The organism is Nocardia asteroides, assembly GCA_019930625.1.
Classification (GTDB): Bacteria; Actinomycetota; Actinomycetes; order Mycobacteriales; family Mycobacteriaceae; genus Nocardia; species Nocardia sputi.
This window is the reverse complement of the sequence record CP082844.1, coordinates 1,565,203-1,577,805: the sequence shown is the minus strand read 5'-3', so window position 1 is coordinate 1,577,805 and position 12,603 is coordinate 1,565,203. Positions and strand designations below refer to the sequence as shown.

The window sequence follows — 12,603 nt, the reverse complement described above, 5'->3', positions numbered from 1 at the left end:
GGGGTTGCTGTGCTCATGTTGTACGTGCTGCCAGCAACCGGTCGAGATCCGCACGGAGGGTCTGTTCCAGACTCGAATAAGCGTTCCTGGAGCCCTCGGACACGGCGGAGTTGGTTCCTTCTTGCGCCCATTGCAAGTCTTCGGCGGTCCGTCGGATCGCCGAAGCTCGTTCGAGCGGGGTGCCTTCACGGGCGATGGTCTCATTGGTCACCACCCGCCAATCGACGCCCGAGCCTTGCAGGGCGGCGCGCAACTGCGGGCCGGGTGCTTCGGGTAGCACCACAAGATCGAAATCCGGCGTCGTGACGTCGCCGAGGATCTGCGCTTCGACATGCTGCCTCGATCTGAACGGCTGACCGTCGTAGTCGCGGCCGACGCCGCTCAGCACGGGATCGGCAGACCGCGCTCGGGCGTGATAGGACCATTCGAGGGGATCGGTGAGCGGGGACGGAATTGCGTATGGCTTGTGTACGCCCGAGTCACCGACAACGAAGGCGGTGCGTTCACGAACGTCAGGCGTCAGGTAGAGCTGGTAACGGCCGTACTCCCTGGTCAAGAAATCCGGTCCTAAGCCATCCAGGAGAGGTCCGGCAGGACGCACGCCCCCGACGGCGACAGAACCGTAGACGGGGGAGCGTCCGGCTACGAATTCCCGACCGAACCACTGGCTTTCGTCGTGTTCGCGCCATCTGTCGTTCCAGACCGGCTTGTAATGGCCCTCACCGAGTATGGAGATCAAGTCCCGCTCGGTCGGCACTCGGATCACCACCGGTTGGCCTTCGAGGGCGGTTCGCAACTCGTTTCTCATCTGCGTCCGCACATCGTCGAGACTTCGACCGAGCGAGGACGCCAACTGCTCCATATTCCGATGAATGTGAGCGTACTGCTCGAGTCGTGACCAGGGCTCGTCCCGTAAGTCCTCCAGCTCGAACTCTGTGGGGCCGCGGTCTCCGAACCGCTCGCGTAGTTTGCGGTCCAAGTCCTGCCTGGCCGTCGCGAGAGTTCGCTCGTCAGGAGGGGCCGGGCAGACACGACGGACGACCGTCGGGGTGTCGGGTTTCCCCGGCCCGCCTTCGGACCCGGCCGTATCTCCCATCGACCGAGCGACCCGATCGCCGCCTTGTGCGTCCTTTGCCTCGAGTTCGTCGAGCCCCGAGCGAAGTTCCCCGGTCATGTCATCGGAGAAGGATTTGTGTCCCTGGGTGAACCTTCCGAAACTTCGACCGATCCGCTGGGCGCCCTCGCGAAGCAGGTGTCTGGCCCACATGAATCGAACCTTTGCGGTGACCTTCCGTTGCATGCCCTCGAAGCATGCTATCCGACCGCTAAACCCTGTACGACCCCACCTCGAGAGCCGGTAAAGGGTCCTGGTAGTACTCGCGCGGAAAACAACGACAAGGGTCCGACCAGCAGCGATGGCGCGTTACCAGAAGCCGAACCAAACCCTCATCGGCAGCCGATCCCAAGCACCAACCCAACCCACCCGACCCCGAACACGAAAACGTTCTCTACCAGCCCGCCAAGCCATATCCGCCCGATTCTCGGCCGATACTACGGCGACCCCCGCACACATCCCGCGCCCAGGCGAGGATCCCCTCGCACGACGACGTCGAGGCGGTCTGGTCGTGGAAGACCGGGGTGCCGTTGTCCGGGGCAGTGCGCTACGGCACGCAGTACGACTACCGGTGCCCGCGGTGCCGCCGCGAGGTGCTCCCGCCGATGCGGCCGACGTGCTTCCGTAACGTAGTCGGGCGGCGCCGGAAACCCTGCTCGGCGCCGCCCGGCGGGTCTTTGCCCGCGAGGCGATCAGATCGCGGCGAGGAATATTTCGGCTACCGCTTCCAATCCCGCACGATCGACTTCGTCGAAACGCCCGGGGCGCGGACTGTCGAGGTCGAGCACCCCGACGAGTACTCCGTCCCGCACCAAGGGCACCACTATTTCCGAACGCGTGTCGGCATCACAGGCGATATGGCCGTCGAACGCGTGCACATCCGGCACCAACTGAGTCTGTCCGGTCTGCGCCGCAGTGCCGCACACGCCTTTTCCGAGCGCGATGCGTACGCACGCGGGCTTGCCCTGAAACGGGCCGACGACCAGTTCGCGTCCGTCGTAGAAATAGAAACCCACCCAATTCACATCGGGCAGCGCATGGAACACCAGCGCGGAGAGGTTGGCGGCGTTGGCGATACGATCCGTTTCGCCCTCGACCAGCGCTTCGGCCTGCGCGGCGAGCCGACGGTACTGCTCGGTGCGGTCTCCGGTCAATTCGGCGACGACGAACGACATGGCCCGAATGGTACGCGCTCGGAAAGCGCTGTCTGCCCATTGATTCTCGGTGATCGCAACACTCTCGCAACGCCATGCGGGCACAGCATCATCCCTGCATGACATCGCAGCAATCCGTATCCCGTTCCACTCGTTCGGCCGCGGTTATCGGCGCCGGACAGACCGGCGTCACTGCGGCGCTAGGACTTCTCGACGCCGGTTTCGACGTCGCCCTCTACAGCGAGCGTGATCAGCGAGCCTTGCGTGACGGCGTGCCCGCCACCGGCACCGCGCTGGAATTCGGCGAGACCCAGCAAGCCGAGGCCGCCCTCGGATTGGACAGCTACACCGCGCGGGCGCCCCGCCACACCGGCCTGAGCGTGCGCATCGCGGGACCCGAGCGCGCCGAATTGATCCAGTTCGACGGCCATTTCGACGGATACGTCGGCGTCGCGGTCGACACCCGGCTCAAGTCCGACGAGCGGCTCACCGCGTTTCTCGAGCGCGGCGGCCGGTTCCTGGTCGAGCAGGTGACGCCGGAGACGCTCGACGGCATCGCCGCGGCCAACGACCTCACCTTGGTCGCGACCGGGCGTGGCGGTCTGTCGGACCTGTTCCCCGTCGACGCGCAGCGCACCCCTTACGACGCCCCGCAGCGCTCGCTGCTCACCGTCACGGTGACCGGCATCGGTCACGACGAGAGCGTTTTCGCCCATCGCAGCGTCGCAGGCGGCGCGCACAGCGGCTTCTCCATCCTCGTCGAGCAGGGCGAAGGGTGGTGGGGTCCCTACCTGCACAAGGACGTCGGCCCCAGCTGGGCGTTCCTGGGTTGGGCACGTCCCGGCAGCGACTGGGAGAAGCGTTTCGCCGCCGCGGACTCCGCCGAATCGGCGCACCGCATCGTGCAGGACCTCTACCGCGACTACATCGACTGGGATCTGCCGGAAGTGCTGGCCACCCGGACCATTCCGGAGGACCCGCACTCGTGGCTGAAGGGCGCGGTGCGTCCGGTCGTGCGGTCCGGTGTGGGGCGCACGGCCGGCGGGCACGCGGTCGCCGCGCTCGGTGACACCGCCATCGCCTACGACCCGATCGCCGGGCAGGGCGCGCAGAGCGGACTGATCCAGGCGCAGCGGCTGGTCGCGGCCGCCGCCGTGCACGAGGGACCGTTCGACGAGGCGTGGATCGCAGGTCAGTACACGGCGTTCCTGGCCGCCCGCGCCGACGCGGCCAACAAAGTGACCAGGCTGTTCCTCAGCGATCCCGAGCTGGCCGACATCGGCAACGCGTTCTTCGCCGCGGCGGCCGTCGACCCGGCGTTCGCCTCGGCGCTGGTCGGCTTGCTGCATCGCCCGCAGCCGTTCCTGCCCGTCGACTCGCCGGAAGCGGCCAACGAGTTCATCACGCGGGTCACCGGTGTGGACGCCGCCGAGCTGCTGGGCAGGTTCGCACCCGCGGGCACGTTCTCCAGGTCGAGCTACGCGCCCGCGCTCGCCGACGCCTGATCCGATCGCACGGATTCGAACTCTCGTCCCGATCGGGGGCCGGTGCTGGAGTGGAAGGAGCGCCGGACGCATTCGTGGCGTCCGGCCTCCGATCCGACGGCTACCCCCGAAAACCATGGAGCAGCTATGACAACGGAGCAGATCGCCGAACAGATCCGGTTCGCCTACTGGGTGCCCAACGTCAGCGGGGGACTGGTCACCAGCGATATCGAACAGCGCACCAGCTGGGATTTCGACTACAACAAGAAGCTCGCGCAGACCGCGGAGAACAACGGCTTCGACTACGCGCTGTCCCAGGTGCGCTACACCGCCTCCTACGGCGCGGAGTTCCAGCACGAGTCGACCTCGTTCAGCCTCGCGCTGCTCGGTGCCACCGAACGATTGAAGGTCATCGCGGCCGTGCATCCCGGGCTGTGGCACCCGGCCGTGCTCGCCAAGTTCGGCGCGACCGCCGACCACCTGTCGGGCGGCCGGTTCGCCATCAACGTCGTCTCCGGCTGGTTCGCCGGTGAGTTCACCGCGCTCGGCGAGCCCTGGCTCGAGCACGACGAGCGCTACCGGCGCAGCGCGGAATTCCTCGAAGTGATCCGCAAGATCTGGACCGAGGACAACGTGGACTACGGCGGTGACTTCTATCGCATCCGGGACTTCACCCTGAAGCCCAAGCCGCTGAACACGCCTGAGCGCCCGAATCCCGAACTGTTCCAAGGCGGTAACTCCACGGCCGCCCGGCGCAACGGCGGACGCTACGCCGACTGGTACTTCTCCAACGGCAAGGATTTCGACGGCGTCACCGAACAGCTCGACGACCTGCGCGGCGTCGCCCGCGCCCACGACCGCGAGGTGAAGTTCGGCCTCAACGGCTTCATCATCGCCCGCGATACCGAGGCCGAGGCCCGCGACACGCTCCGCGAGATCATCGAGAAGGCGAACAAGCCCGCGGTGGAGGGCTTCCGGGACGCGGTGCAGCAGGCGGGCGCGTCCACCAAGGACCGCAGGGGCATGTGGGCCGACTCCACGTTCGAAGACCTGGTGCAGTACAACGACGGTTTCCGCACCCAGCTGATCGGCACGCCGGAGCAGGTGGCCGAGCGGATCGTCGCCTACAAGCAGCTCGGCGTCGACTTGATCCTCGGCGGCTTCCTGCACTTCCAGGAGGAGATCGAATACTTCGGCGCGAAGGTGCTCCCGCTGGTGCGCGAGCTGGAAGCCGCGCAGCGACCTGTCGCGGCGGTGAGCTGATGACCGCGGTCGCCGCCGATCGCATTCTCTCGGCGGCACAGGCGTTCGCCGTCGCGCAGCGGCTCGCGGCCGACTTCGCTACGGGGGCCGCGCAGCGCGACCGCGACCGCGCGCTGCCGTACGCGGAGGTCGATCGGCTGGCGGCCAGCGGCTTGCTCGCGATCACGGTGCCCGCCGCACACGGCGGCGCGAATCTTCCGCCGAGCGCGGTCGCGGAAGTGACACGGATTCTCGCCACGTCCGATCCCAACATCGCGCAGATTCCGCACAGTCACTTCGTGTATCTGAATCTGCTCCGGCTCGCGGGAACGGACCAGCAACAGAAGCGGTATTTCGGACGTGTGCTCGACGGTGGGCGCATCGCCAACGCGCAGTCCGAGCGCGGTGGCGCGACGGTAGCCGAGATATCGACCACGTTGCGACCCGTCGGCGATCGCTTCCGCGTGGACGGCGTGAAGTACTACTGCACCGGATCGCTGTTCGCCGACCTGTTCGCGGTGCTGACCCGGCTGGACGATCCGCCGGGGCACAGCGGCCTCGAGCCGGGCGAGTACATCGCCTACCTGCCCGCGAACACGTCCGGCGTGCGCGTCGTGGACGACTGGAACGGGATCGGGCAGCGCACAACCGGCAGCGGAACGGTGTCCTTCGACGACGTGGTGGTCGACCGCGATCAAGTGATCCCCCGTGCCGGTGCGGTGCGCGCGCCCACCGGTTACGGCGCGTTCGCCCAGCTGCTGCACGCCGCCATCGACACCGGCATCGCCCGGGGCGCGCTCACGGCGGCGACGGAGTTCGTGCGCACGAAGAGTCGTCCATGGTTCGAGGCGGGGGTCGCGAACGCGGTCGACGACCCGCTGTTGGTCCAGCGCTTCGGTGAGTTGTCCGTCGCGGTCACCGCCGCGGAGGCGACCCTCGCTTCGGCCGGATGGACGGTGGACGCGGCCACCAGGACCGATCCGAGCGCCGATCGCGTCGCCGAGGCGTCGCTGGCCGTCGCGACCGCCAAAGTGCTCGCCGACCGCGCCGCCAACGACGTGTCCGCCGCGTTGTTCGAGGTCGGCGGAACGCGCAGCGCCGCGGCGGATCTGAACCTGCATCACTTCTGGCGCAACGCGCGCACGCACACCCTGCACGACCCGGTGCGCTGGAAATACCAGCACATCGGCCGTGCCGTGCTGCACGACGCACCACCGCCACTGCACGGCGTGATCTGAGAGGAGACGCAATGACTGTCACTGTCGTCGTCGGCAACCCGAAACCGGCTTCGCGCACGCTCACCGCGGCCACGCTGGTCGCGAAGGGGTTGCGGCCGGAGGCGGAGCCCACCGTGATCGACTTGGTGGAGTTCGGTCCGGGTCTGCTCAGCTGGGGTGACCCTGCCGTGGCCGAGGCGGTGCGCACCGTGGCGGACTCGGAACTCGTCGTCTTCGCCAGCCCGACCTTCAAGGCGACCTACACCGGTCTGCTGAAGTTGTTCCTCGAACAATTCGAAGGCGGAACGGGACTCGAAGGCGTGCTCGCGGTGCCGTTGATGCTCGGCGCCGGACCGGCCCACGCTCTGGCGCCCGACCTGCTGCTGAAGCCCGTGCTCGTGGAGATCGGGGCCACCGCGGCGCTGCCCGGGCTCTACCTGTCCGATCGCACATTCGCCGAGGACGGCGTCATCGACCGGTACAGTGGTCGGTGGCGTTCGGTCGCCCAGGCACTGGCCCACAGCTCGAAGGCTGCGAATCATGCATGACCTGTTCGAATTCCCCGCAGACGGAGCCGGTCTGCGTCGCGCGTTCGCCAACTTCCCCAGCGGCGTCGTCGCGGTCTGCGCCGAAATCGACGGTGTGCCACACGGTCTCGCGGTGAGCACGTTCGTTCCCGTCTCGCTCGACCCGCCGCTGGTCTCGTTCTGCGTGCAGAACTCCTCGGCCACCTGGCCCAAGCTCGCCGCCGCGAGTCATCTCGGCCTGAGCCTGCTGGGCACCGATCAGCAGGCCGCCGCCCGCTCGCTCGGCACCCGTGACGGCGACCGCTTCCGCGATATCCGGTTGCACCGCGGCTCGGGCGACGCCGTGTTCATCGACGGCGCTTCCGCCTGGATCGAGGGCGTCCAGGAGGCGCACGTCCCGGCGGGCGACCACGCCGTCGTCATCCTTCGTATCCACCGCATCGCCACCCGCACCGACGTCGACCCCCTCGTCTTCCACGGCAGCCGTTTCCGCCGGCTGCACGCCGAAACGGCGAACGGGGCGGCCTGACGGACGGAATCGTCCGATACCGGATGGCCGGCGCGTAGGGTGACTCTCGTAGCGCTGTCAGCGGTCCTCCGAGGTGGCCCATGGAAGTCCCCGATCATCCGAGAGCATTGCGTGAGCGGCGAATTCGTCGCGACCGGGCTGCCGCCGCGATCGAGCTGCCACACGTTCGGGCGCTCAACCAGTTGGTCGATCGCATAGAAGCGGATACCGGTCTGGATAATCTGCCATACATCGATCCACTGTTCGGCGGCGTCGCGGCAGAGTTGTTGTTCGTGCTGAAAGCGCCCGAGGGCGACGCGAGTCCCGAGTTGCACGACAGGCGTTTCCTCAGCTGGGACAACGACGACGCGGGAGCGGCGAACTTCTTCCGCACCTGCGCCGCGTACGGTCTCGACCGGAGACGCTGTACCGCCTGGAACGCCTGCCCGTTTCCGATCAAGGGTGACACTCCCTCGCGCTTCGAACTCGGCCGGGCCGAGCCGTACACGCGCCGAATGCTCGAGTTGCTTCCCGAATTGCGCGTGGTCGTCCTGCTCGGCCGTCCCGCTCAGCACGCCTGGATGAAGATGGCGTTGACCGGTCCGGACATTCAGCTGGTACACGGCGCGTCACCGTCCCCGCCCGGCATCAACCACTCGCGCAACCGCGACAGCTTCGAAGCGGCGATCCGCACGGCCGTACGATTGCTCGCCGACTGACGAGGCGGATTCCTCCGGCTCTCGACGCTGTGGGAGACTCGGATGTCTCTTTCGGAAAGGTCCTGGTCGTGACGCTCGGCATGGTTCTCGGCGATTACCCGCGCACTTCGGCGCGGGTGTAGATCAATCTCGAGTGATTCCTGTGCGCTAGCCGCACGGTTTTTTTCGCGACGCCGCGTCGAAGTGCTCGTCGTGCCCTTGCACGTTCGATTACGAGGAGTACTCGGTGTCCACCATTTCCTGGACCGAAGACAACACATCCCGCACCGCTCGCTGGCATTCCGAAAGTGCCGCCTCGTCACCCGAGTCGATCGTGGTGGCGGACGATCGGACGACCGCCGACGCGGCCTGCCGGATGGCCGGAGCGGGAACCGGCCTGCTGTGGCGCGGTGATTTCCACAATGCGCGGCAACTGTTGCGCGCGATGGGGCGGCGGGTGGAGCGGAAGCTTCCGACCAGCGACGATCCCGCCGAATCGTTCCGGCGGTATCGTGCGTCGCGTCGTCGCCGCGCGCAAATTCTCGGCAAGTTGCTCGTGCTGCTGGAAGACGACTATTCGCTGGCTTTACGCCGCGCCCCGGACGTGAGGCGCGCCTGTATCGAGGCGTACGGCGCGCCGCAAGGGCACATGGTGGTCGCGCTCAGCGAACTGCTCGGCGTGCTCGGTGCGGCGCAGTGGCGGGAGAAGGGCGTGTACGTGCCCGCCCTCGGCGACCACATCCATCCGCATTACAGCGTGTTCTCCCCGGTTCGCGGTGAGTACATCGATCTCGTCGCGGGCGCTCCACTGCCCGCACGGGCGGACATCGCATACGACCTCGGCACCGGCACCGGCGTTCTCGCCGCCGTCCTGGCCCGCCGCGGCTGCACGCGAATCACCGCAACCGACAACAACGTTCGGGCACTGACCTGCGCCCGTGACAATCTCGACCGAATCGGCCTGTCATCCGTCGCCGTGCGAGGCCCGGCGCTCTTCCCGGACGGCAAGGCCGACCTCGTGGTGTGCAACCCACCCTGGCTCCCCGGCGTGCCGACCTCGGCTCTGGAAACCGGCGTCTACGACGAGAACTCGTCCATGCTGCACGCTTTCCTCACCGGCCTCCGTGCCCACCTACGCCCCGGCGGGGAGGGCTGGTTGATCCTCTCCGACCTCCCCGAACACCTCGGTCTACGCACCCGAGACGAACTACTCGACCGCATCACCGCCGCCGACCTCCGCGTGATCGCCCGACTGGACACGCGCCCCACCCACCGCCGAGCCCACGACCCGGCCTCACCGCTGCACACCGCCCGAGCTGCGGAGGTGACGTCCCTCTACCGCCTGGCGCCTCGTTGAGTGGGGTGCCGAAAAGGTCCTGGAAATGCCCGTCCGGGTTGCAGACATTGCCGTCGCACCGCCAGCGATGCCCGCCACCGTGACCGCGCTGGCACCGACAGTTACTGCCGGAAGCTCTGCGGATGCGGCCGATCCCACCGATGAACGCGCCCCAGCCGATCGATCGGCTGGGGTGCGTCTGTCTTTCACTGGGGCTGCGTCGGTTTTCTGCATGATTCGCGATATGCCGGCCTTACTTCTCCAGCTTCGCCAGCATCCAACTGCCGAGGGCGTCCATGTCGTCAGCGGGGATGGCGCGCGTGTAGTGCAGCGGTGGGGTTATCCAGCGGATCCGACGCCATCCGATGGATGGACGGATGACCCAGCCGCCGTATTCGCGGCGAGAATTCCACTGGAGTTTCCTGGTGTAGCCGGGCGGGCGGGAGACACCCCGGAACCGGAGGTACAGGGTTTGGCGTAACCAGAGCCAGCGTGTCGACCAGGTGACAGGGCCGCTACTGATATAGAGCAGCTTCACGGGGGCAACCTAACACGGGATGATGGTGGGCGTTGTCTCCTTGCGGACCTCGTTCGACCCAGTGTCCCAGCCAGCCCGCATGACGATTTTGCCCTGCCACACGCCGGGCAGGCAGTCCAACGCCATCGCGGCGACGTGGCGAGTGGGTTTAGGGATGTCCTTAACAACGGCTGGCTCCCCCTTCGGCGTGGGATTGCTGTGGCTCGACCGGTACCACAGCTGCAACGTGAGGTGGAACTCGAGCGGGGCGGGGTCGCATTTCACTGTTCCGCCGACGACGACGGCTTTGTGCAGCAGGTAAGGCTCCTTGTTGAAGGAGAACGCGCAGGAACGGTCAGCTGCCTGCGCGACTGGTGTGGTGGTGAGCGTCTGCCCGCCGAGCAATGTGGCGCTGACAGAGACAACCGTCACGGCTGCGCGAATCGCGTTGTATCTCACGGATATCCTCCATTACCTACGACTCCCGCACCCCACGGGAGAGATCAGAACCGCCCCCTGTGGCGGATGCTCAGTACTCCCGTGAGGTGTCGGGCTTCATCCGGCCCGCGCTGATCAGGGTCTGCCGTGCTGCCGCCTTACGTCGGCACTCGTCTGCGCGGCACCCGCGATGCCGCTGCATCGTTTGGTGCGCCTCCTGGACGCCGAGCTCGTGATCCGGCGCGTCGTGCGGGAACCCTGTGGCCCACAACGTGTTGTCCATTCGGCGCTCCGCTCCCCGCGCCCGAACGGTGTCGGGGTCGACAGGAACCTGCCACCACATCGAAGCCGCGACTACAGGCACTATGGGGACGAGCGCGGCGCCGAGTCCGATCGCGAAGATGACCCATCCGTTCATGCCGATCACATCCCGGAGGGGAACATCGACGGGATCTGCGACGGCCACTTGTGCCCCCGTTTGTACGTCTGCTCGGGGGTCACGAGGTCGCACAGTTCCGTGATCGCCCGCCGGAGCCCCGCGGCATGGTGAAGGCTTGGCGCGATCACTGCGGCCGCGTCCGCCTGGCGGATGGCTTGCACGAGAATCAGACCCATGGTCTTCGTGCTGGTATCGAACGTCAGTGTGTCGATCAGGAAGTAGTTGTTCTGGGTGGCGAGGTGGCGGATCGCGCCCTGGTCTCCAGGCACGTCGACTCGCAGGAATCCGAGTGCGTTCGGTCCGAGACTCATCGCTCAGCCCTCCGGGTACTGGACGTGGCCTGCGATGTGAGCGTGTAGCCGACGTGCTCGGCAAGTTCGCGGATCGTTGTAGCGTCTCGCTGAGGGTCTGCTGCCAGATCCTGCCGCAGGTACCCGATTGCCTTTGCGGTCATACCGTCCTCGCTGCTGGGTGCGTTGGTGTGCACCCGGCGCCGGGGCTCTTGCCATCGGTCGGCTCAGTGCTGCCGATGGACTGGCATCACCCGGCGTCGGGTGCCTACCAGCACTTTCCAGCGGATATACCGGCGATTGAATCCACGCGACTACTACGGAACATCTACGCTGACGTTCACGGACGGACGCACAGATGGGCCGGATCAGATGATCGTGACCAAGTGGACGGGGGTCGAGGTTCGTGCATTACGGACCGCCGCATTGCGTGTCAGTCAGCTGGAATTCGCCGAGATCCTCGGGTTCACCGTCGCAGCGGTGCGCAAGTGGGAATGCCGCCGCCAAACCATAGAGCTGTCAGGCAAGTACGCCGCGGCGATGGACACCATGCTCGACCGGCTGACCGATTCCGAGCGGGCGCGGTTCGAAGCTGCATTGATGCCGGAGCCACGGCCAACTCACATGCGGACGGTGGCCGACACCTTCGAGTCGCCAACAGATATCGCCCGACGGGTGCAGGGCCTGTCCGAACTCGACGCGGACGGCAGCTTTGTCGACATCCTGAAACTGGCGGTCGATGACGTTGTAGACCGCTACGAACTGGAGGGGCCGCGCCTATTGGCCCCGGAAGTAGTCTCGGCGCGCCATCAAGTCGAGGTGATGCTGGGGCAGCGACGGCACCCCGCTCAACTGCACGCGCTGTACTCGATCGCGGGTCGCCTTTCGGGTGTGCTCGGCTACATGGCGGTGAACCGCGGTCGATTCGGTCACGCTCGGATGTACTGCCGTGAGGCGTTCGCCATCGGAGAACTGCTCGGAGACACGGATCTGCAGGCATGGGTGAAGGGCACCGAGAGCTTCTGCGCTTACTACCAAAACGACTACGCGGCTGCTGTTCGGTCGGCCTATGAGGGGTTGGACCTAGCCAGCGGTGGCCCGCAATCCATCCGCCTGTACTCGAACGGTCTGGCGCGCGCGCTCGGGAAAGTCGGGGACTCCGCCGGTGTCGCCGCGGCGATCGACGCCGCGATTGCCACTGCGGCCACGCTCGACACGGGACCAGGACTGACGCCCGCCTTGACCTTCGAGCCATACGGTGAGGCGCGGCTGATGGCGAACGCGGCTACCGCGTTCCTCTCGGCCGGGGAGTATCAGCGTTGCTTGGACTACGGCGATCAGGTCGAAGACCGTGTCGCCGAGTCCGACTCGGTGTGGAGCCGGTCTTTGGTGCGGCTCGACATGGCTGCGGCGATGCTCGGCGCTGGTCGGCGGCGCGACGTCGAGCGCGCTGTGCGCCTCGGAGTCGAGGCACTCGAAGCGTCCAGAGATCGGCCGATCCGCTCGGTCTGGCAGCGAGCCCACGAACTCGGCGCGATCATGGGGGCGGTCCCCGCCCACGGGTCGGGCGAGTACCTCGACTTCCTGCATGAGTGGTCGTCCTCCGCGCGGGAGTTCTCTGCGCCAGAGGGGTAGCCGC

The 12,603-nt window shown here is 66.9% G+C and carries 14 protein-coding genes; 8 read left to right on the top strand and 6 right to left on the bottom strand.

The features are described from left to right. Positions 1-13: 13 nt before the first annotated feature. Positions 14-388 (bottom strand): hypothetical protein, encoded by a 375-nt coding sequence (locus K8O92_07400; GenBank protein UAK33752.1) that lies wholly within the window; start codon positions 386-388, stop codon positions 14-16. 1,418 nt (positions 389-1,806) lie between these two features. After that, positions 1,807-2,289, bottom strand: a complete 483-nt coding sequence (locus K8O92_07395; GenBank protein UAK33751.1) for a GAF domain-containing protein — start codon at positions 2,287-2,289, stop codon at positions 1,807-1,809. Between the two features lie 98 nt (positions 2,290-2,387). Here K8O92_07395 and K8O92_07390 point away from each other — a divergent pair, with 98 nt between their 5' ends. From K8O92_07390 to K8O92_07360, 7 genes are all read left to right on the top strand, one after another. Further along, complete coding sequence (locus K8O92_07390; protein UAK33750.1) at positions 2,388-3,773, top strand: cadherin repeat domain-containing protein; 1,386 nt, start codon at positions 2,388-2,390, stop codon at positions 3,771-3,773. A 126-nt stretch (positions 3,774-3,899) separates the two neighbouring features. After that, positions 3,900-5,015 carry a dimethyl sulfone monooxygenase SfnG gene (gene sfnG / locus K8O92_07385; GenBank protein ID UAK33749.1) on the top strand — a complete coding sequence of 372 codons (1,116 nt, stop codon included), beginning with the start codon at positions 3,900-3,902 and terminating at the stop codon, positions 5,013-5,015. Next, the gene (locus K8O92_07380) at positions 5,015-6,232 is read left to right on the top strand and encodes an SfnB family sulfur acquisition oxidoreductase (protein ID UAK33748.1); all 1,218 of its coding nucleotides are present in this window, start codon (positions 5,015-5,017) and stop codon (positions 6,230-6,232) included. Before sfnG ends, K8O92_07380 begins: the two co-directional genes overlap by 1 nt. 11 nt (positions 6,233-6,243) lie before the next feature. Next, on the top strand, positions 6,244-6,759 hold the full coding sequence (locus K8O92_07375) for an NAD(P)H-dependent oxidoreductase (GenBank protein ID UAK33747.1): 516 nt from the start codon (positions 6,244-6,246) through the stop codon (positions 6,757-6,759). Then, positions 6,752-7,267, top strand: a complete 516-nt coding sequence (locus tag K8O92_07370; protein ID UAK33746.1) for a flavin reductase family protein — start codon at positions 6,752-6,754, stop codon at positions 7,265-7,267. The genes K8O92_07375 and K8O92_07370 overlap by 8 nt, the downstream gene beginning before the upstream one ends. 80 nt (positions 7,268-7,347) lie before the next feature. Continuing rightward, positions 7,348-7,965: a hypothetical protein gene (locus K8O92_07365; GenBank protein UAK33745.1), complete on the top strand. Its 618-nt coding sequence runs from the start codon at positions 7,348-7,350 to the stop codon at positions 7,963-7,965. A 226-nt stretch (positions 7,966-8,191) separates the two neighbouring features. Beyond that, positions 8,192-9,301, top strand: coding sequence for a class I SAM-dependent methyltransferase (locus tag K8O92_07360; GenBank protein UAK33744.1), 1,110 nt, complete (start codon positions 8,192-8,194; stop codon positions 9,299-9,301). A gap of 232 nt (positions 9,302-9,533) precedes the next feature. Here K8O92_07360 and K8O92_07355 read toward each other — a convergent pair whose 3' ends face one another. The 4 genes from K8O92_07355 to K8O92_07340 all read right to left on the bottom strand — a co-directional run bounded on the left by K8O92_07355 (position 9,534) and on the right by K8O92_07340 (position 10,985). Beyond that, positions 9,534-9,818 carry a hypothetical protein gene (locus tag K8O92_07355; protein UAK33743.1) on the bottom strand — a complete coding sequence of 95 codons (285 nt, stop codon included), beginning with the start codon at positions 9,816-9,818 and terminating at the stop codon, positions 9,534-9,536. A gap of 9 nt (positions 9,819-9,827) precedes the next feature. Beyond that, on the bottom strand, positions 9,828-10,256 hold the full coding sequence (locus K8O92_07350) for a hypothetical protein (protein ID UAK33742.1): 429 nt from the start codon (positions 10,254-10,256) through the stop codon (positions 9,828-9,830). Between the two features lie 70 nt (positions 10,257-10,326). Then, on the bottom strand, positions 10,327-10,653 hold the full coding sequence (locus tag K8O92_07345) for a hypothetical protein (GenBank protein ID UAK33741.1): 327 nt from the start codon (positions 10,651-10,653) through the stop codon (positions 10,327-10,329). A gap of 5 nt (positions 10,654-10,658) precedes the next feature. Then, positions 10,659-10,985 (bottom strand): hypothetical protein, encoded by a 327-nt coding sequence (locus tag K8O92_07340; protein UAK33740.1) that lies wholly within the window; start codon positions 10,983-10,985, stop codon positions 10,659-10,661. A gap of 357 nt (positions 10,986-11,342) precedes the next feature. Here K8O92_07340 and K8O92_07335 point away from each other — a divergent pair, with 357 nt between their 5' ends. Beyond that, positions 11,343-12,599: a hypothetical protein gene (locus tag K8O92_07335; protein UAK33739.1), complete on the top strand. Its 1,257-nt coding sequence runs from the start codon at positions 11,343-11,345 to the stop codon at positions 12,597-12,599. Positions 12,600-12,603 lie beyond the last annotated feature (4 nt).